15 protein-coding genes are annotated in these 20,548 nt (G+C 67.7%); 7 read left to right on the plus strand and 8 right to left on the minus strand.

What is annotated here, in order from left to right; all coding sequences use genetic code 11:
* Window positions 1-55 precede the first annotated feature (55 nt).
* The 5 genes from AC3ANJ_RS16145 to AC3ANJ_RS16165 are packed head-to-tail and all read right to left on the minus strand — an operon-like array spanning window position 56 to window position 7,739.
* The gene (locus AC3ANJ_RS16145; RefSeq protein WP_488317176.1) at window positions 56-913 is read right to left on the minus strand and encodes an alpha/beta fold hydrolase; all 858 of its coding nucleotides are present in this window, start codon (window positions 911-913) and stop codon (window positions 56-58) included.
* Window positions 914-940: 27 nt separating this feature from the next.
* Window positions 941-4,384, minus strand: a complete 3,444-nt coding sequence (locus AC3ANJ_RS16150) for a putative Ig domain-containing protein (protein WP_488317177.1) — start codon at window positions 4,382-4,384, stop codon at window positions 941-943.
* Between the two features lie 52 nt (window positions 4,385-4,436).
* The gene (locus tag AC3ANJ_RS16155; protein WP_488317178.1) at window positions 4,437-5,384 is read right to left on the minus strand and encodes a carbohydrate ABC transporter permease; all 948 of its coding nucleotides are present in this window, start codon (window positions 5,382-5,384) and stop codon (window positions 4,437-4,439) included.
* Complete coding sequence (locus AC3ANJ_RS16160; RefSeq protein ID WP_488317179.1) at window positions 5,381-6,364, minus strand: carbohydrate ABC transporter permease; 984 nt, start codon at window positions 6,362-6,364, stop codon at window positions 5,381-5,383. The genes AC3ANJ_RS16155 and AC3ANJ_RS16160 overlap by 4 nt, the downstream gene beginning before the upstream one ends.
* Before the next feature lie 55 nt (window positions 6,365-6,419).
* Entirely contained in the window at window positions 6,420-7,739 is a 1,320-nt protein-coding gene (locus AC3ANJ_RS16165) for an ABC transporter substrate-binding protein (protein ID WP_488317180.1), read from the minus strand.
* A 236-nt stretch (window positions 7,740-7,975) separates the two neighbouring features.
* Between AC3ANJ_RS16165 and AC3ANJ_RS16170 the strand changes: the two genes are divergently transcribed.
* From AC3ANJ_RS16170 to AC3ANJ_RS16180, 3 genes are read left to right on the plus strand one after another with little or no spacing between them, the layout of a single operon-like run.
* Window positions 7,976-9,613, plus strand: coding sequence for a glycoside hydrolase family 43 protein (locus AC3ANJ_RS16170; RefSeq protein WP_488317181.1), 1,638 nt, complete (start codon window positions 7,976-7,978; stop codon window positions 9,611-9,613).
* The gene (locus tag AC3ANJ_RS16175) at window positions 9,610-10,536 is read left to right on the plus strand and encodes a family 43 glycosylhydrolase (RefSeq protein WP_488317182.1); all 927 of its coding nucleotides are present in this window, start codon (window positions 9,610-9,612) and stop codon (window positions 10,534-10,536) included. The genes AC3ANJ_RS16170 and AC3ANJ_RS16175 overlap by 4 nt, the downstream gene beginning before the upstream one ends.
* Window positions 10,533-11,537: a hydroxyacid dehydrogenase gene (locus AC3ANJ_RS16180; RefSeq protein ID WP_488317183.1), complete on the plus strand. Its 1,005-nt coding sequence runs from the start codon at window positions 10,533-10,535 to the stop codon at window positions 11,535-11,537. The genes AC3ANJ_RS16175 and AC3ANJ_RS16180 overlap by 4 nt, the downstream gene beginning before the upstream one ends.
* 31 nt (window positions 11,538-11,568) lie before the next feature.
* On the opposite strand, the gene AC3ANJ_RS16185 is transcribed toward AC3ANJ_RS16180, so the two are convergent.
* The 3 genes from AC3ANJ_RS16185 to AC3ANJ_RS16195 form a co-directional block, all read right to left on the minus strand.
* A complete protein-coding gene (locus AC3ANJ_RS16185; protein ID WP_488317184.1) occupies window positions 11,569-13,560 on the minus strand; it encodes a glycoside hydrolase family 36 protein in 1,992 nt (663 codons plus the stop codon).
* A gap of 188 nt (window positions 13,561-13,748) precedes the next feature.
* Complete coding sequence (locus tag AC3ANJ_RS16190; protein WP_488317185.1) at window positions 13,749-14,807, minus strand: LacI family DNA-binding transcriptional regulator; 1,059 nt, start codon at window positions 14,805-14,807, stop codon at window positions 13,749-13,751.
* A gap of 59 nt (window positions 14,808-14,866) precedes the next feature.
* Window positions 14,867-15,607 carry a copper homeostasis protein CutC gene (locus AC3ANJ_RS16195; RefSeq protein ID WP_488317186.1) on the minus strand — a complete coding sequence of 247 codons (741 nt, stop codon included), beginning with the start codon at window positions 15,605-15,607 and terminating at the stop codon, window positions 14,867-14,869.
* A gap of 240 nt (window positions 15,608-15,847) precedes the next feature.
* Between AC3ANJ_RS16195 and AC3ANJ_RS16200 the strand changes: the two genes are divergently transcribed.
* From AC3ANJ_RS16200 to AC3ANJ_RS16215, 4 genes are read left to right on the plus strand one after another with little or no spacing between them, the layout of a single operon-like run.
* A complete protein-coding gene (locus AC3ANJ_RS16200) occupies window positions 15,848-16,828 on the plus strand; it encodes an ABC transporter permease (RefSeq protein ID WP_488317187.1) in 981 nt (326 codons plus the stop codon).
* Complete coding sequence (locus tag AC3ANJ_RS16205) at window positions 16,828-17,517, plus strand: YesL family protein (RefSeq protein WP_488317188.1); 690 nt, start codon at window positions 16,828-16,830, stop codon at window positions 17,515-17,517. The genes AC3ANJ_RS16200 and AC3ANJ_RS16205 overlap by 1 nt, the downstream gene beginning before the upstream one ends.
* Complete coding sequence (locus AC3ANJ_RS16210) at window positions 17,514-19,028, plus strand: extracellular solute-binding protein (RefSeq protein WP_488317189.1); 1,515 nt, start codon at window positions 17,514-17,516, stop codon at window positions 19,026-19,028. The genes AC3ANJ_RS16205 and AC3ANJ_RS16210 overlap by 4 nt, the downstream gene beginning before the upstream one ends.
* 1 nt (window position 19,029) lies before the next feature.
* Window positions 19,030-20,547, plus strand: coding sequence for an extracellular solute-binding protein (locus AC3ANJ_RS16215; protein ID WP_488317190.1), 1,518 nt, complete (start codon window positions 19,030-19,032; stop codon window positions 20,545-20,547).
* Window position 20,548: the final 1 nt, after the last annotated feature.

The raw sequence follows: 20,548 nt of genomic DNA on the forward strand, positions 1-20,548 counted from the left end.
GGGCCGAACGCGTGCCCGCGATGGGGAGATCTGCCCATGCGGACGGGCGTGGGGCTCAGCCTCGGGAGGGGATGTGCTTGTCGAGCCAGGCGAGCAGATCGGCGCGGACCGCGCCCTGCTGCAGCTCGTTGAAGATCTCGTGACGCGCGTCGGGGTAGACGAGCGTCGTGACGTCCGTGAGACCGGACCGTTCCCGGTATTCGTCGGCGAGGCGGTGCACGCTCCGAGGTCCGCCGACCGCGTCGTCGCGGCCGACCATCAGCAGCATCGGGATGTCACGGCCGAGGTGCTTCTTCGGCCGGCCGTACAGTTTCAGCGACTCGATCGGGCCGAACAGCTTCAGCAGCGGCACGTTGGTGGTGAGCGGATCCGCGTCGAACTCCTCCCACACGGCGGCATCACGGCTGAGCCATTCGTACCCGGTGGCGTTCTCGCCCTCCCACCGCGCGTTGAGCGGCGCGGCGTTGAGCATCAGCGGCGTCCGCAGCGCCGAACCCGACAGCACGACGGCATCCCACGCCTCCGGATGATCGTTCACGAGCATCTGCGCGAGGAACGACCCCCACGAGTGACCGAAAAGCACGAGCGGCAGGTCCGGATTCTCGTCGCGGATGATGCCGGTGAGCTGCCAGATCGCGTTCTTCGCCGCGTGCAGGCCGCCCTTGCCGAGTCGGCCGAGCTTGGCGGCATCCTCGTGCTGGCGCATCCCTGTGCGTCCGTGCCCTCGATGGTCGTCGGCGTAGACGACGAAGCCGGCGCGGTTCAGGGCCCCGATCAGTTCGCCGTAGCGTCCGGCGTGCTCGCCGACGCCGTGCAGGAGCTGCACGACGCCGCGCAGCTGCCCTTCGGCCGGATGGACGTCGTAGACGATCGTGATGCCGTGGGCATCCGTGTACTCCCGCGTATCCGTCACGACCCCCACACTACCGACGGCAGGACCTCAGCGGTCATCATGCAGCAGGCGCACCTCGGCCACGTTGAGGTTGCCGCCGTGCTCGTCGAGCACCCGCAACAGGGCGTACGACGCCTCCTGCTCCAGCGCGAAGGTGATCGGCGCTGGGCCCGAGAACCCCGAGAAGGTGACGACCGTGTGCCACGTGGCCCCGCCGTCGTCCGACCCCTGCAGCACCGTGCCGTTCGTCCGCGTCGGATGACTGGCCCGCGGTGTCACCGTCACGAGATCGACGGCGACGGGTTCCGGTGGTGCGATGGTCACCCAGCCCGTTCCCGCTGTGAGGTCTGTGGCCGTCGCCGGATCGCCGTCGAACATCCGCCAGGCGTTGTCCTGGGTCGTCCCGGTGCTCCCGGGCCACGGCGGCGTCGACGCGTCCACCCACTCGCGCTGCACCTCGATCCCGCTGACGTGCGTGTTCCACAGCGCGAGTGCCGAGCCGTCTGTGGTCGCAGTGAGCGCGGCTCCCACCCGGCCGTCCGCCGTGACATAGCCGACCGAGAACACGAGGTCGCGCCCGAACCCGACGTCGTCCGGCAGGACGGCCTCGGCCGTCCAGGTCAGCCCGTCGGCGCTGGTCGCGTCGACCGGCACGCCCTCGATGGATGCCGAGACCTCCGACAGCGGCTCGGAGCCGACGACGGCGAGCGTCACGGTGTCGCCGTTGACCGCCGTCCCGGGATCCGCATTGCTCGACGACAGCGAGACCGCGCTGATCGCCTGCGCGAGTTCGTGACGTTCGCCGTGGATGCGGATCTCGCTGAACGACGAGATGCCCGGATACGCGGGATCGGTGGGGGTGCCGGGGTGGTCCACCTGCACCTTCAGATACCGCCAGGTCTCACCCCGCAGCTCCTCGACCACCGGGATCGTCTCGATGGCGTGACCGGCATCCGTCGTGTTCGTCGTCTCGCGCGTCGTGAGCAGCGTCCACGTGAGCCCGTCATCCGAGCCGTAGACGTTCGCGCCCTCCGAGCGGTTGGCGAAGCCGAACCGCGCCTGCAGCCCGATCGCCTCGGCCGACACCGCGTAGCCGCTGCCGAAGTCGAGCACATAAGGCGCACGCAGGTCGCCGCTCGTCGTCGTGAAGTCGCCGTCCAGGAGGTTGGCGACGGCGACCGCCGGCTGGTTGGCGATCAGGCCCCGGTAGTCGAACGATCCGTCGTCGCCCATGTGCGGGGTGAGTTCTCGCAGCCCCTCGACCGCTGTCTGCAGGAGCGCGAGCTGCTCGTGGAACTGCGCATCGGAGGCGCTCGCCACGGCATCCGCTGTCGCCTGCCTGACCGCTTCGAACTCCGCCCGTGTGCTGCTCGTGTAGACGACGGCATCGTCGTAGCCGTCCAGCGCCAGCGCGACCGCGTCCTCGCGGGAGGCCGCGACGCGGACGTCGAGAGTCAGCGCGTCGACGACCGCACCGGCCTGCGCCCACACCGTGACCGCGTGCTCCCCCGTCTGGTCGCCACCCGGCGTCCAGCGCAGCTCTCCTGTTACGGCGTCCACCTGCGCGCCGCTCGGAAGGCCGTCGGCCGCGTATGCCACGGTCGTCCCTCCCGGAGCGGATGCCGGGTAGCTGCGCGTGAACTCGGCACCGGCGACGGCGATCGGGCTCTGCCGCTCCCCTGCGTCGAACACCGGGATGTCGAACTCGTCCTTCGCGTTCAGCACGACGTGGTCCAGATCGACCCGGCCCTCGCGATGGTCGGTGACGGTGTAATAGGCCAGGTTCGCGCCCGCCGTGCTGCCGGGGAGCTGGGCGATGTCCATGTCGTACGTGACGGTCGCCCACTCTCCTCGGGTGTCCGGCAGCGGGACCGTGCGGTAGGGCTCGAGCTCCATGCTCTTGCGCACCTCGAGCGTCGCGGTGCCCTTCGTCCGCACCCGGACTCCGACCGGACTGTAACCGTCCCTGGTCGGATAGAGGAGTGTCCGCACCGCGATCGTGGCGTCCTCACCGGACTCCTCGACGCGAACGAAGCCGGTGCCGTCCTTGGACTTCACGGTCGACGATCCGGAGATCGGAACGCTGCGCGTCTCCAACTGCACCGCGGCATCCGTCGCCACAGGCCTGGGCTCGGCGGCCTCAGGCGGCAGGGACAGCCAGTAATCCGGCGCGTAGTCGGGGTTCGGGTCCCACCAGCTCACACGCCCTGTGCCCCAGAAGTGATCCGGCCCGTCGGCCTGCTCATGCAGCGTGGCGAGATGCGGTGCCTCCTGCTCGACGTCCACGCCGAGGTCGTACCGGTACACGGTGTAGAGCTCATCGATCGGGTTGAACAGGCGGCCGCGGTAGGCCTCGGAGATGCGACCGGCACCACCGGTGGTGTCGATCCACGGGACGTCGTGACCGAGCATGTATCCGACGAACGAGTTGGCGCCGTCGAGGATGCGCTGGTTGAGGAAGTCGTACGGCGAGACGGCGTCATCGTCGACGGATGCCGTGCCGTCGACCGGGTCGACCGTGGTGCCCTGCACCGTCAGCATCCGCGCCAGGACTCCGGTCATGCTCACGTCGTCCCACGCATGCGCCTGGTCGCGGCCCATCTCCTGCAGTTGGACGAAGTCGTAGCCGTAGGGGTTGAGCGGGTCGTCCGCGGCGATACGCGGATAGAGCGCCGCGATCGCGCCGTTCTGCTCCGGCCGATCGGTCGTCGAGTTCACCGTGAACCACTCGACGGCCTCCTCGTAGCTCTCCCGGTCATCCGTGAAGATGTAGCCCGCCGTGGCGCCGACCAGCGGATACAGGTGCTGATTCATGTACCGGTTGTTCATGTGCAGGAACGTCGCGGTCATCGGCTCGATCAGGTTCGCCGTCAGGTTCGCGGTGTCGTCCTCGTGCCAGGCCAGGTCGTACGCGGCGTACTCGGCGTCGTAGGAGGATGCGCGGAACAGTTCGGCCGCCATCAGCAGCCGCTGCAGTGGGACGCCGGAATGGATGTGCGCGTCCGCGTAGTACGCGTAGCGCTGCGGATCCATGTGCGACCAGATCCGGATGATGCGCATGCCGTTCTCACGGTGCACCGGGTCGCCCGTCAGCACGTACATGATCGCCTGGGTGTAGGCGGCGAAGGCATCCTGGATGAGCTTGCTCTGCACGCCCTTCGAATCGAACGCGGGGTTCGCCGGTCGATCGAGGTCGGCCCCGGCGTTGCTGGAGCGCACCGTGGTCGATGCGTACTTCGTCGCCGCCATCGCCGCGTAGTACGACGCCCACGGCTCGGCGCCCTCCTCGACCATGTCGCGGGCGTTCAGCAGTCGGTCGGCGGAGACGCCGATGCCCGGATGCGTGAACCCGGCCTCGCTGACGGTCTCGGTGATGGTGACCGGCTCGGGTTCGGCGGCGGATGCCGCGGTCGACCCGACCGGGACGAGCAGGACGGCGACCATCGTCGCGATGGTGATCAGAGAGCTGGTGCGGGCACGCGTGAGAGACATCCGTTGGACTCCTTCGTCGGGGATGCTGAGGGATCTGCGGGTGGGGATGCTGTTATTTGAGGCTTCCGAGGGTGACACCCGAGCGCCAGTAGCGCTGCATGGAGATCATCATGATGATCATCGGGATCGTCGAGATGACCGCGCCGGTGATCGTGAGCCCCGTGAGATCGACCGTGCTGTCCACGCCGCGCTGCAGCCAGGAGTACAGACCGAGCATGACCGGCCACTTCTCGACGCCCTTGAGGAACACCAGCGGCCACATGAAGCTGTTCCACGAGCCGACGAAGTGCAGCAGGAAGATCGTGGCGCCGGCGGTTCCCATCAGGCGCAGACCCATCGAGAAGAAGATCCGGTACTCACCGGCTCCGTCGATGCGCGCCGCCTCGAGGAGCTCGTGCGGCACGGCGCCCTCGGCGTAGACCTTGGCGAGGTAGACGAAGAACGACCCGAACATGCCGGGGAGGATCATCGCCCAGATCGTGTCGTACATGCCGAGCTTGGTGAACAGCACGAACGAGGGAACGATCATGAGGCTTCCCGGCACGAGGAAGGACGCAATGATGAGGCCCATGGTCACGCCTCGACCGCGGTAGCGGTACATCGCCAGCGAGTAGCCGGCGGCGAGCGCGACGAGGGTCACACCCAGCGAACTGATGCCGGAGTACACCACGGTGTTCCACAGCCAGACGCCGAAGATGCCGTTCTGGTACGTGAACAGGTTGCCCAGATTCTCGAACAGGTTGAAGTCGGCGAACCACAGACCATTGGTCGTGTAGAGCTGCCCCTCGGCCTTGGTGGCCGCGACGATCAGCCACCACAGCGGCCCGACGGCATATACCGCGAGCAGCACGAGAACACCGAGGACGAACCAGCGCGAAGCGCCGCGCACCTCGCCGGCTCCTGGGCGACGGCGGGTTCGGGGCGCACGAGGCGTCCGCGTCTTCGCCGCACGATCCTCCAGCACCTCCGCCTCGACGGCGGCCATCGTCTGCGCGCTCATGCGTCGGCATCCTTCCGGTTCGTGAGGCGGTACATGATCGCCGACGCGACGCCGATGACCAGCGCGAGGATGATCGACAGCGCGGTGGCGTAGTTGACGTCGCCGACCTGGAACGCCTGGTTGTAGATCATCATCGCCGGGGTGAAGTCCTTCGTGATCGTCTCGGGGGTCACTGCGCGGAACAGCAGCGGCTCGTTGAACAGCTGCAGGGTGCCGATGATCGCGAGCAGCGAGGTCAGCACCAGCGAGCCTCGGACGTACGGCACCTTGATCGACAGAGCGATGCGGAATTCGGATGCCCCGTCGATGCGCGCCGCCTCGAAGATCTCGGGCGGCACCGCCTGCAGAGCGCCGTACAGGATCAGCATGTTGAAGCCGATCGCACCCCAGATGGCGAGGTTGCCGATCGAGACCCAGATCATCTCGCCCGAGAAGAAGTCGACGTGCAATCCGAACAGCTCGAAGAACTTCGTGATGGGGCCGACGACGGGGCTGTAGAGGAAGATCCAGACCATCGTCGCGACGATGCCGGGGACCATGTACGGCAGCAGCAGCATGACGCGGAAGCGGGATGCCGTGCGGCGACGCACGGCATCCAGCAGCAGCGCCATGGCGAGACTGACGACCTGGGTGAGCGGCACGATGACGATCGCGTAGACGAACACCCGCCCCATGCCGGACCAGAACACCGGATCGACCGCCGCTTCGGCGATGTTCTCGAACCCGACGAACACGGTCGACTTCTCGCCGAATCCGAGCCCGCCGTCCGACTGCGTGCGGAACACGGACTCGGACATCGCCATGATCACGGGGACGAGGGTGAACAGGCCGAAGCCGGCGAGGAAGGGGAAGCTGAGAGATGCGCCCTTGAGCTTCTGAAGAGTGCGCCACGTCATGCGCCGCCGAGGGGTCGGCGCCGGTGCTCGGCCACCGGATCCGCTCTCGGCCGCGCGGTCCGTCACCACTGGTGCGGTCGTCATCGTGGACATCCTCGTCTCTCGTTCTCTTTCCCTGTTGCTTCCCCGCCGGCTCTGGTCACTCGACCGTGTAGTCGATGCCCTTGCTGTCGAGATCGGAGGCGATGAAGTCCTCCGTGCCCTGCAGCGCCTCGGCCACGGTGATCTGGCCGGCGACGGCCTTGCCCCACTGGTCCTGCAGCTCGGGGAACCACGCGTCGTAGTTCGGGCCCATCTCGAACTTGCCGATCACGTGCTCCTGCGCGAAGACGATCTCTTCCGCTGCCTTGTCGGCATCGTTGAAGAAGCCCTCCGGGATGACCTCGTCGACGTAGGCCGACGGGTCGGGGATCTGCGTCGGGAAGCCGATGGCCCCGGTCTCCTCGTTGCGCCCGGCCTGGATGCCGTCGTCGGTGGCGAGCCAGTCGACGAATGCCATGACAGCCTCGGGGTTCTCGCAGCCGGTCGGCACGAAGGACGGCATCGTGCGGCCGGGGGTCACCGGCTCCTCGGCATCCGCGAACTGCGGAGTGGGCGCGGCCTCCCAGCTGCCGAGGCTGGCGCTGAAGTTCGTCGCCATGCCGCCCAGGGACCACCACTGCGTGGTGGTGGACGCCATGTTCCCTGAATCGAAGTACGCGTAGAGCGCCGGTCGGTCCTGGTAGGTCTGGTTCGAGACGTAGTCGCCGTCGATCAGCTGCTGGATCACGTCGGCTCCGGCGAGGCTCTCGTCGCTGGTCAGATCGACGACCCACTCGTCGCCGTCGATCGCGAACCACTCCGCGCCCGCCTGCTGCACGAGGTTGAGCAGCGGGCTCGGGTCCTCACCCGCGAGGTTCGTGACGTCGACGCCCTGCTCGTGGAAGATCCGTCCGGCCTCGATGAAGTCCTCCCACGTCTCGGGAACGGGGACTCCGAACTTGTCGTACGTGGCCTTGTTGATGATGAGGAACTGACCGTCCGAGCCGGAGGGCGTCCCGTAGTACTTCCCGTTGACCTCGGCCGCCGCGAGCGCGCCCTCGGTGTAGATGTCGGCAGACTTCTCGACGACGTCGGTGATGTCCGAGGCCCAGCCGTTGACGACCATCGTGGTCAGCGGCGCGAAGCCCTGCACCAGGCACGGCAGATCGTTGCCGGCCTCGAAGGCGTTGCGGAAATTCGTCTGCGTGGCGGTGTTGCTCGCCTGCAGGACGTACTTCACCTTCACATCGTCCTGCGCGTCGTTGAAGGCGTCCGCGATCTGCTCGCCGGTCTCGGCGTTCCAGCCCCACACCTCGATGGTGACGGGTCCGTCGCTGTCGCCGGCCGCCGGAGTCTCGGCTCCGCTCGAGCACGCCGTGAGTCCGGCGATCGCCGTCGCCGTGAGTCCGAGCGCCAGCCACTTCCTGCGTGAAGTCATGTACCTCTCCTTTGAGATCCCGGCAACGCTGCGTCGACCGGATACCGCTTTCCACTATGCAGATGCAGAGTAGCGCTGTCAACACCGCACCGCACGAAACATTGCCGACAGACGTTATGATTTCGAGATAGAAGCGCGGCCCTGCCGCCCTCAGGCACACGAACACCTCCGACCGACTATGCTGGTCGGCAAGCGCTATCCAGTCTGTGGATGCCCGACGTCGAAGGAGACCGGTGATGACCGCCTCTGCGCGCTCCGCGCCCGCCATCGCGCGGAACCCGATCCTGCCCGGCTTCCACCCCGATCCGTCGATCACCCGACGCGGTGACGAGTACTTCATCGCCACCAGCACCTTCGAGTGGTTCCCCGGCGTCACGATCCACCGCTCGCGCGATCTCGCAACGTGGGAACCGCTGGGCGGAGCCCTCGACGAGAACGACGGACTCGATCTGACAGGGGTACCCGACTCCGGCGGCATCTGGGCGCCGTCGCTCAGCTGGCACGACGGCAGATTCTGGCTGCTGTACTCGATCGTGTGGTCGCGATCCGGCCCGTACAAGGACATCACCAATCGCGTCGTCACAGCGCCGGAGCCCACCGGGCCGTGGTCGGCGCCGATCGACATCGGCGGTCGCGGCTTCGACGCGTCGCTGTTCCACGACGACGGCAGCACCTGGATCGTCGGACTGCGGTGGGACCCGCGTCCCGGCCGCGCACGCTTCGCCGGCATCGAGGTGCAGCAGCTGGACGCCGAGCGCGGCCCGATCGGCGAGGCGACCCTCATCCACACCGCCGATCACCTGATCGAGGGCCCGAACCTGTATCGGCATGGCGGCCGCTACCACCTGATGCTCGCCCAGGGCGGAACGGGCTGGAATCACGGCATCTCGATGGCGCGCAGCGAGAACCTGCTCGGCCCGTACGAGGTCGATCCGCAGGAGTCGCTGCTGACGGCGCGCGACGATCAGGACGCTCCGTTGCAGAAGGCGGGGCATGGCGAGCTCGTGCAGACCGACGACGGCCTCTACCTCGTGCACCTGGCCTCGCGCGTGACCGTCGGCGCCGACGGAGAGCGCTACGGCATCACGGGTCGGGAGACCTGCCTGCAGCGTGTCACCTGGAACGAAGACGGCTGGCTGCGCCTGGCGGATGACGACGGGATGCCGCTGACGACGACCCGCGCCCGCGAACGCGTCGTCGTCCCCGGCTCGGGCGCCGAAGTGAACGGCGCCGAGATCCGGGACGACTTCGGCGCAGGCGTCGATGGCACTCGCTACCTCACCCTGCGCCGCGGACACCGCGATTGGGCCGACGTCGCCGCGCGACCGGGATGGCTGCGACTCACGGCCCGTCATTCGCCGACGTCGCTCTTCGATCAGGCGTTCCTCGCACAGCGCGTCACGCAACCCGTGCTCCGCGCGCAGACCCGCATCGACGCCCGCCCCACCGAGCCGTCGCAGTCCGCTTCGCTGGCCGCCTGGTACGACACCCGCGGATACGCGCTGGCACGCGTCACGTGCGATGACGACGGCCACCGGATCGTCGAGCTCATCGAATCCGATCGGGGCGCAGAGCGACAGGTCGGCGCCCCGATCGGCGTGGACGACTGGCCCGACCTGCATCTGCGTCTCGAGTTCGACGGTCCGCTGCTCCGCTTCGCCGTGAGCGCGGACGCCGGCACCTGGCATCCGCTCGGCGAGCCTCTGGATGCGACGAAGCTGTCGGATGACTACGACACCCTGCGCTTCACCGGCGCTTTCGTCGGGCTCCGGGTCGACGACTACCGCGGTGGAGGATTCAGCGCGGACTTCGATTACTTCGAGGTCGACGATCACGTCGACCCGAGCACGGCGGACAGAGAGGCAGACCGTTGAATCAGATCCACCCAGGCGAGGTGTTCCACGACGAGAACGGCGAGGTCGCGCAGCTGCACGGCGTCGGGATCACCCGCATCGGCGACCGCTGGTACGCGTGGGGCGAGGACAAGCACGACGGCAGCCGGTTCCGTGCGGTGGCCTGCTACTCCAGCGCTGATCTGGCCACCTGGCGTCACGAGGGCGATGCCCTCACCGCAGCGAGCGACCAGGACGGCACCGGCGAACTGGGCCCCGACCGCATCGTCGAGCGGCCGAAGGTGCTCGCGCGCCCTGATGGGCGATTCGTGATGCTGCTGCACATCGACGCGATGGACTATTCCGACGCCAAGGTGGGATGGGCGATCGCCGAATCCCCCGCCGGCCCGTACCGCTACCTCGGCAGCCGCCGCCCGATGGGCAACCAGAGCCGGGACATCGGCGTCTACCAGGAGGGCGGCGACGCCTACCTGCTGTCCGAGGACCGTGCGAACGGCCTGCACGTCTACCGCCTCACCGAGGACTGCCTCGATGTCGCGGAACTGGTCTCGAGCACTCGGAAGCCGGGAGCGGAGCACGGCTACGAGTCGCCGACCGTCGTCAAGGTCGATGGCCTCTACTATCAGTTCGGCAGCGATCTGACCGGGTGGAGCACGAACGACAACCGCTACTCGACGGCGGAATCGCTCGCCGGCCCTTGGTCGGAGTGGCGGCTGTTCGCACCGGAGGGTTCCCACACGTTCGACTCCCAGGTGAGCGTCGTGCTCCCGGTCGAGACCGCGAACGGTCTCGCACACGTGTACCTCGGCGATCGCTGGCTGCCGGACGACCTGGTGAACTCCCGCGCCGTCTGGCTGCCGATGCGCGTCGGCGACGGTCAGGCTCAGCTCGAATGGCGCGACTCCTGGTCACTGGCCGACCTCGACGCCGTGGTCGTCCGATGACGAAGCCGCGCGCCAGGATCGCGATGCAGCCGAAGAACGTGCCGCTGCTGTTCTCCGCCGCGGACCAGGCCCGCCTGGAAGCCCTGCTCGAGATCGACCTGGCAGACGTCGTCACGGACTGGTCGCACGAGACCGACGCCGCGCTGGCGGATATCGAGGTCGTCATCACCGGTTGGGGAACTCCGCCGATCACGCGCGACGAAGTGGATCGGATGCCGCGACTGCGCGCCGTGGCGCACGCCGGCGGCGGGATCGGCGCAATGCTGAGCGCCACCGCGTGGGACCGGGGCGTCACGGCATCCACCGCCGGCCTCGCGAACGCGCGCCCGGTGGCCGAGTACACGCTGGCCGCGATCCTCATGGCGGGCAAGCAGCTGCCGTGGATCGTCCGACGGTACAGCGCCGAACAGGCGCCCATCGACCGCGAGCAGGACTATCCGGACATCGGCAACCACGGCCGCACGGTCGGCCTCGTCGGAGCCTCCCGCACGGGTCGCATCCTGATCGAACTGCTCCGCCCGTTCGACCTGGAGGTGCTGGTGAGCGATCCGTTCCTGTCCGCCGACGAGGCGGCTGCCCTCGGGGTGACCGCTGTCTCCCTGACCGAGCTGGCCGAACGGTCATCGATCCTCAGCATCCACGCGCCGGCGATGCCGGAGACCGATGGGCTCGTCTCGGCCGAGATCCTGGCAGCGCTCCCCGACGACGCCACCGTCATCAACACCGCGCGCGGCACGCTGATCGATCAGGATGCCCTGCTGAACGAGCTGGATGCCGGGCGTCTGTACGCGATCCTCGATGTCACGGATCCGGAGGAGCCGCTGCCGTCGGGGCATCCGCTCTACGCCCACCCCCGAGCGATCGTGACGCCGCATCTGGCGGGCTCCGCCGGAAACGAGCTGGTCCGCATGGGTCGCAGCGTCGTCGACGAGATCGAGCGCTGGTCCGCCGGGCGCGGATTCGCTCACCCGGCATCCCGCGCGGAGTCCGCGCTGCCCTGACCCGAGGCTCCTCGGGTCAGGGCAGCGTCCCTCAGTGCTCGCGCACGACGCGGAGCACGCGGGCGGTGGGGCCTGCGGGCAGCCGCACGCGCATCCCGTCCTCGCTCGCGGTCGCGCAGCCGGATGCCGAGGCGGGGAACGTGACCTCCACAGCGCCCCGCACGCCGGGAAGAAGCACCTCGACCTCGGCATCCGCCCGGTTCCAGACGACCACGAGGTCACGCTCCTCGTCGCGCAGGACGAGCGCGATCACCGCGTCGTGCCAGCCGGGAAGGCCCAGCGGCCACACCGGCACAGCACGAGCAAGATCATCGCGCCAGCCGCGGTGCAGCTGCACGGCCTCGTGCACGAGATCGCGCTGCCACGGAGCGAGATCGTGCAGGAAGCCGGCGAGGTAGAGGCGTCCGGCGAGTCCGTTCGCGAGTGTGAGGACGGTCTCCCCCTCGGTCATCCCGGCGCTCGGATACGCCCAGTTCGCGGCCTGCTCCGGCAGCACGCAAGCGGGAGCGGATGCCGCGATCGGCGTGTAATGCGCGGCATCCTGCTGGTCGCTCGTCGACTGCTGGTGCACGACGCCGACGAGCGCGTAGTCCATGCGCATCGCCCCGGAGGCGCAGTTCTCGATCAGCAGTTCCGGATGCCGTCGGCGCAGGCCGATCAGCCAGCCGCGGTACGCCCTGGCATGCCCCAGCAGTCCGTCGCCAGGCCCGTCGGCGGCGACGTCCGTCCCCGGCCCCGGATCGATGTTGTAATCCAGCTTGAGATACGTGACGCCGTACTCGAGGACCAGCCGGTCGACGGTCGCATCCAGATGGGCGCGCACGGAAGGATGCCGGAAATCGAGGTGGTAGCGGCGGTCCTCGCGCACCCGGACACCGCCGCGCTGCAGGAACGCGTCGTCCGGCAGCCGCTCGGCGAGCGGGCTGTCGATCCCGACGACCTCGGGCTCCAGCCAGAGTCCGGCCGACATGCCGGTGGAGCGGATGCGGTCGCACACGTCCGCGAGCCCGCCACCTGGGTAGCGGTCAGCCGCCTCCTGCCATTCGCCGACCGTCGACCACCAGTCCGACCCCAGCGCGAGAGGGGCGAACCACCCGGCATCCATGCAGAACACGTCGGCGCCGGCGTCCGATGCCGCATCGATCAGCGGATGCAGCCGCTCGGCGGACGGGTTGCCCATGAGCGTGTTCATGAAGTCGTTGTAGACGATGGGCTGGGCGCGATCGACGTCGGTCCACTGCAGGGTCGCCCTGCGGGTGCGGGTGAGCGCCGCGAACGCATCGTCGCGCGTGCCGTCAGCGACGACCACGACGACGGGCACCGACTCGAACGTCGTCCCCGGTTCGAGCCGATGGGCGAACGCGTGCTCGGCATCCGTGGGTCCGCACAGTGCCAGCAGCGCGCCGTCCTGCCCCTGAGTGAATTCCCACACCCAACCAGTGCTCGATTCGATCTGCCAGCCGATCGCGCCGGCATCCTGCCTGTCGGCGAGCACGCCGACCGGCACGGATGAGCCGGTGGACCAGCCACCTCGGCTCGCCCTGGCGAAGCGTCCGCGTCCGTCCTGGCCATGCGCGTCGAGATGAAGATCGGGCAGCGCATCGCGCAGCGGCGCGGTGCGCCAACGGCCCTCAGCGAGCCATTCGCTGTCGGCCTGCGTGAGGTCGAACCGCGCGATGTCGGCCTCGCTGCGGCCGACGCCGATGCTCGCGATCACCGGTGCGGTCAGCACGATCGGCGCGGCGCCCTCGTTGCGGATGCGCTGCACCACACGCCATCCTGCGGATCGGCCGGTGCTCTCGACCCGCGTGATCTCGGTGAACACCGACAGGCCGGACTTCTCGTCGTGCTGCTGGATGAGCAGCACGCCGTCCTGCTCGTCCAGCTCGCGCAACCGCAGCCGCGCACCGACCGCGGAGCGCACGTACCCGACGCTGGTGCGGGCACGCTGCTCGGCCGTCGTGAACAGTTCCACGAGCGGCGCGGGGCGCAACCAGGGCTGGTCGCCCCATGCGATGCGCACCGGCTCCTCCTCGCTCCATTCGAGTCGGACGCCCAGGCGAGACGACGCGGGACTGGGTGCGGTCGATGACCTGACTGCAGCGATGACGGGCTCCTCTTCGAGTTCGCGCCTGCGACCGTCCGAGCGGAGTGGCAAGCGCTATCCACTCTAGTGCATGAAAGTGCCGTCGACGCCACCACCGGCCGCGGTCAGCGCGCGGCGCGCGGCGACCGGGAGTGGATGATCGGGAAGGCCTCGAGCACGATCTGCCGCAGTTCGTCACCCTCTTCGAGCAGGAGGCCGACGGCCGCTTCGCCGAACTGCTCCAGCGGCACGGCCACCGTGTCGAATTCAGGAAGCAGGTCGCCGATCATGGGCACGTTGTCGAAGCCTGTGACGGGGAAGCGCTCGCGCGCGTCGATGCCGCGCTCCCGGAGACCGGCGATGAATCCGACGGCCATCGCGTCGCTCATCGCCGCCACGAGAACCGGTTCGTCGCCTCGATCCACGAGCATGCTCGCCGCACGGAATCCGCCGTCGCGACTGAACTCTTCGTGCAGGATGTCCTCATCCGTCACGGTCGCACCGACCCTGGCGGCGCCTTCGATGAAGCCGGCGAGCCGGTCGCGCGATGTGAGCTGATCCGCGGGCCCGGCGACCACCATGATGCGACCGGTCCGACCTGCGCAGACCTGCTCGGCGAAGGCCGCGGCCGCGGCCCGATTGTCGGTGACGACGGACGAGAACGGCAGCTCGCTGCGACCGATCACGACGACGCGGGTGCCGGTCGCCTCCAGCGCGCGCAGCGCCTGCGACATGCGCGCCTCGCGATCGAAGTCGCTCGAACGGCTGGCTGCGACGATGACACCGCGGTGCCGCTCTCCTCGCAGCGCCGACACGATCTCGACCTCGCGCTGCTCGATGTCCCGCGTCGCCCGCACCGAGACCGACAGGCCGCGCGACTCGGCCGCGTGCATCACGCCCGAGATCATGGTCGTGGCGCCGAAGTCGTCGAGATCGCTGACGATGAGCGTGATGGCGCGGCTCGCGCCGGCCGCTGTGGCCTGCGCCGCGGCGTTGACCACGTACCCGAGCCGCTCGGCCGCGTCGAGCACGCGAGCACGCGATTCCGGGGTGCCAGGGGTCGCGCCGCGCACGCCGGGGTTCAGGATGCGCGACGCCGTGGGCAGCGAGACGCCGGCCAGCCGAGCGACGTCACTGAGCGTCACAGACCGAGACACCGCGGATGATGCAGACTTCTTGCCCATCGGACCCCCTTGTGGCAATCGCTATCCATGGCGAGTATACGGCGCTGCCTCGCTCTGCGTCAGAGCCCGAGCGCCGCCCGCACCGCGAATGCGGCGTCGCGGTCGGTGACCTCGTACCCGCCGACGCCGTCGGCGGCCGACCCCATCCGCACGCCGGTCGACTCCGAGACGGTGCGCTTGGCGGAGAAATGCACGGCATCGACGCCGGTCGCGACGATCTCGGCGACGGATGCCGCATCCACTCCGCTGCCCGCCATGATCTGGATGCCGCGGCCGGCCTCCTCCACCAGGCGACGCAGGACATCGACGCCGTCGATCGCCGCGGACGCTCCGCCGGACGTGAGGATGCGGTCGAGCCCCAGCCCCCGAGCCGCGTGCATGGTGGCGACCGGATCCGCCGTCACATCGATCGCGCGATGCAGCGTCACGGCGGCGCCGCCCGCGGCATCCACCAGTCGGGTCATCGCATCGAGATCGAGCCGGCCGTCGCTATCGAGGCAGCCGACCACGACGCCGGCAGCGCCCGCGGAGACGGCGAAGCGCACGTCGCGTTCGATCAGTGCGAGTTCGTCCCGGTCGTAGTGGAAGCCGCCGGCCCGCGGGCGGACCAGCACATGGACCTCCGGCCCTTCCTCGTCCGCTTCGGCCAGCGCGAGTTCGAGCGTCGCCGGCGACGGGGTGAGTCCACCGAGCGCGAGCCCCTGCGTCAGTTCGACGCGTTCCGCACCCACCTCGCGGGCGATGCGCACACCGGCTGTGTCCTGGACGGCGATTTCGAGAGCGAGGGTCACAGCATCCATTCTCGCGTGCCGAGGGCATGTCATGAGGAAGCGAGTGGTCGCCGCCCTATATAACGTTGTAGATAATCGCTTCGATCACGGTCGAAACGAACGGTTGTTGCCGACCGCGTCCCGTGCTAGTCTCGGGAAACCGGTTACCGAAGAAGCGTTTTCTCTGCGGTGACCGCCCCCGGAACTCGATGATGAGCGCAGGAAGAGGCCCCCGATGGTGACCGACCTCACGGTGAAGCGGACGCAGGCATGACCGTGCTCGAAGCCACCCAGAGCACGCAGCCCGACGCCCCCGAAACGAGCGACGCGCTTCCCCCGTTGCGTCGGCGTCCCTGGTGGCAGGAGATGTGGCGGCACAAGGCGCTGTACCTCATGGCACTGCCCGGCATCGTGTACTTCATCATCTTCAAGTACGTGCCGATGGGCGGCCTGGTCATCGCGTTCCAGGACTACTCGCCGTTCCGCGGCATCGGCGGCAGCCCGTGGGTCGGATTCGAGCACTTCATCCGGTTCTTCACCGAAGACACCTTCATCATGCTGCTCACCAACACGGTGGTCATCTCGCTGCTGTTGCTGGTCTTCGCGTTCCCTGTGCCGATCATCCTCGCGCTGCTTCTGAACGAGGTCCGAACCCGTGTCTTCCAGCGCAGCATCCAGACCGTCATCTATCTGCCGCACTTCATGTCGTGGGTGATCGTCGTCTCGCTGTTCTACGTGCTGCTGACCACCGACGGCGGCGGCATCAACAACCTCCTCGTCTCATGGGGGTTCGACGAGGTGCCGTTCCTGACGGATCCGAACTGGCTGCGACCGCTCTACACGGTCCAGGAGATCTGGAAGAGCGCCGGTTGGGGAACGATCATCTACCTCGCCGCCATGACCGCGGTCGACCTACAGCTGTACGAAGCGGCCGAGATCGACGGTGCAGGACGCTGGCTGCAGACCTGGCACATCACCCTGCCCGCGATCCGCCCGACCATCATCGTGATGTTCATTCTGTCGATCGGCGACTTCCTCGAGCTCGGCTTCGAGCACATGTTCCTCATGTTGAACTCGCTCAACCGCGAGGTCGGCGAGATCTTCGACACGTACGTGTACACGGCGGGTATTCAGAACGGACAGCTCAGCTACGCGACCGCCGTCGGCCTGTTCAAGGGTCTGGTCGGACTCATCCTCGTGCTGATGGCCAACAGGCTCGCGAAGAAATTCGGCGAGGAGGGCGTGTTCTGATGTTCTCGTTCGAGGGCTTCATGCGCATCAACCTGTTCCTGCGCGGCGTCTACCGGATCGCCTACCTGAACGTGCTGTGGATCGCGGCGACCGTGCTCGGGCTCGTCGTCTTCGGCATCGGACCGGCGTCCTACGCGGTCGCGGCGTACATCGATCGCTGGTTCCGCTTCGGCGAGACGCCCCCGGTGACCCGCGCGTTCATCGGTCACTTCCGCACCCACTACTGGCGCTCCGCTGCGATGGGCTGGATCCTCACGGGTGCGGCCGCCATCGTCATCACCAACATCTTCGCCGCGTCGACGTGGTTGCTGCAGTTCGGCAACGTCGCCGCCCTCGTCGTCATCGGCATCATCGCCGCCTACGTCTTCCCCGTGATGGCGGCGACCGACGTCCGCGGCATCCCGCGTCAGATCGCCGCCGCCCTCATGCTCGGCATCGGTTCACTGCACTGGACCATCGTCGCGGGCGCAGCGGTCGCAGCGATCGTGTGGCTGCTGACGAGCTTCGCCCTGCCGCTGCTGGTCATGTTCGGCATCGGCATCCCTGCGGCAGCCATCGGCTTCGTCACGCGCATCGTCTTCGGCCAGTTGGCCGCGGATGCCGCGGACACCGCCGCTCAGACCTCACCCCCCAGGGCTCGCGTGACCGCGCAGGCCCGTCTCCACCTTGCGAGAGGAACATCAGAATGAGGAACCACAGCAGGCTCGGAATCGCCGTCGCTTCCGTCGCCATCGCATCGCTCGCGCTCACTGCGTGCGGTTCGTCGGGAGAACCCGCGAGCAGCAACGAGGATGTGAACACTCCTGAGAGCATCACCTGGATGGCGATGCTGCACACGCCCACCACTCCGGAGGCGGACGGTCCGATTCAGACCGCGCTCGAGGAGTTCACCGGAACGGATCTCACGTTCCAGTGGGTGCCGGATGCCTCCAAGGATGAGAAGATCAACGCCGCGCTGGCCTCCGACACGCTGGCCGACATCACGTCGCTCTCGAACATCTCGAACACCTCTGTCCGCCAGGCGCTGAAGTCGGGACAGTTCTGGGATGTCGAGCCGTATCTCGAGGACTACGAGAACCTCTCCAAGATCGACGAGAAGACGATCGCGTCGGCGCGCGTCGACGGAAAGCTCTACGGCGTCCCGGTGCAGAAGCCCATCGCCCGCTACGGCGTGCTGGTGCGTCAGGACTGGCTCGACAACCTCGGACTCGAGGCGCCGCACACGATCGAGGAGCTGGGCGAGGTCGCCGTCGCGTTCGCGACGCAGGACCCCGACGGCAACGGCCAGAACGACACGACCGGCTTCATCGACCGCCTGGAGAGCTTCAAGCTCGGCTTCAAGACGCTGGCCGGCTACTTCGGTGCCGGCAACAACTTCGTCGTCGAGGACGATGAGGTCATCCCGACCTTCCAGACCGACGAGTTCAAGGAGGCCATGGAGTGGTACCGCGGCCTGTACGAGCAGGGCGCGATCAACGGCGAGTTCGTCACGATGCAGAAGCAGAACCAGCAGGACGCCATCGCGCAGGGCAAGGGCGGCATCATCGTGACGGGCCTGTTCGAGGCCAAGAACTACATGAACCTCGCCACCAGCGCCGACCCGAACACCCCGATGGCCTGGGCGCTCATCAACGACATCACGCACGAGGACGTGCCGCGGCGCATCCTGTCCGACACGAACGGCGGCTTCGGCGGCTGGCTGGCGATGTCGACGAGCGAAGTGAAGGACGAAGCGGAGCTGAAGGGGATCCTCGCGTTCATCGACAAGCTGCTCGATGAGGAGGCGTTCACCCTCATGACGAACGGCATCGAGGACGAGCACTTCACCGTCGACGCCGACGATGTCGTCACGATCAGCGATCAGCCGAGGTGGGAGCAGGAGGTCCAGCCGTACAACTCGTCTCGCCCTTCGGACATCGTGGCCACGTTCAAGAGCTCCACGCCGTACGTCGACGAGGGCAACGAGAAGATGGCCGAGAACGCCGAGTTCGCCGTCATCGATCCCTCGCTGCCGCTGTCGTCCGACGCGTTCGATCAGAGCTGGTCGACGATCCAGCAGGCCGCGAACGACGCGTACAACAAGTACATGGTCGGCCAGATCGACATGGCCGGATACGAGGACGCGATCGAGAAGCTCAGCGGTCAGGGACTCGACACGATCATCGAAGAGCTCAGCGCCTCGTACGCGGAGAACAACTGAGATGCGCAATCGTTCCCGACTGACACTCGCCACCGCATCCGCTGCCGTCGTCGCACTCGCGCTCGCCGGATGCGGCGCGTCCGGCGAAGCATCCTCCGACGGTGGGGGATCCGCCGAGATCCCCGAGGAGATCTCCTGGATGGCGATTCTGCACACGCCGACGACTCCGGACGCGGACGGCCCCATCCAGACCGCCCTGGAGGAGACCACCGGAGCCGAACTCGACTTCCAGTGGGTGCCTGCCGCCTCCGCCGACGAGAAGATCAACGCCGCCCTCGCGTCGGACTCGCTCGCCGACATCACATCGCTGACCAACATCACGAACACCTCGGTGCGCCAGGCACTGAAATCCGGCCAGTTCTGGGACGTCGAGCCGTATCTCGACGACTACCCGAACCTGTCCGAGATCGACGACCAGACGATCGCGTCCGCTCGCGTCGACGGTCACCTCTACGGTGTGCCGTTCCAGAAGCCGATCGCCCGGTACGGCGTGATCGTCCGGCAGGACTGGTTGGACAACCTCGGCCTGGAGGTCCCGCACACGATCGAAGAGCTCGGCGAGGTCGCTGTGGCCTTCGCGACGCAGGACCCGGACGGCAACGGCAAGGATGACACCACGGGATTCCTCGACCGCCTCGAGAGCTTCAAGCTCGGTTTCAAGAGCCTCGCCGGCTACTTCGGCGCAGGGAACAACTTCGTCATCGAGGATGACGAAGTCATCCCGACCTTCCAGACCGACGAGTTCAAGCAGGCCATGGAGTGGTACCGCGACCTCTACGAGCAGGGCGCGGTCAACGGCGAGTTCGTCACCATGCAGAAGCAGAATCAGATCGACGCGATCGCCCAGGGCAAGGGCGGCATCGTCGTGACCGGTCTGTTCGAGCCGAAGGGCTACATGAACCTCGCGGTCAGCTCCGACCCGAACACGCCGATGTCGTGGGCGCTGATCAACGACATCACCTTCGAGGACGTGCCGCGACGCATCCTGTCCGACACCAACGGCGGCTTCGGCGGCTGGCTGGCCATGTCGAAGAGCCAGGTCGAGACCGAGGACGAGCTCCGAGGCATGCTCGCCTTCATCGACAAGCTCCTCGACGAGGAGGCCTTCACGCTGATGACGAACGGCATCGAGGACGAGCACTTCACCGTCGACGCCGACGGAGTCGTGACGATCGCCGACCAGCCGAAGTGGGAGCAGGAGGTGCAGCCGTACTCGTCGTCCCGCCCCAGCGACAACGTCGTCACGTTCAAGAGCTCGACGCCGTATGTCGACGAGGGCAACGAGAAGATCGAGGAGAACACGGAGTTCGCGGTGGTCGACCCGTCATTGCCGCTGTCGTCGGACGCGTTCGATCAGAGCTGGTCGACGATCCAGCAGGCCGCGAACGACGCCTACAACAAGTACATGGTCGGCCAGCTCGACATGGCCGGATTCGAGGCGGCCATCGCCGATCTCGACGGCAAGGGGCTCGACGCCATCATCGAGGAGCTCAGCGCCTCCTACGCGGAGACGAAGTGAC

The organism is Microbacterium sp. STRO-1N, from assembly GCF_057748015.1.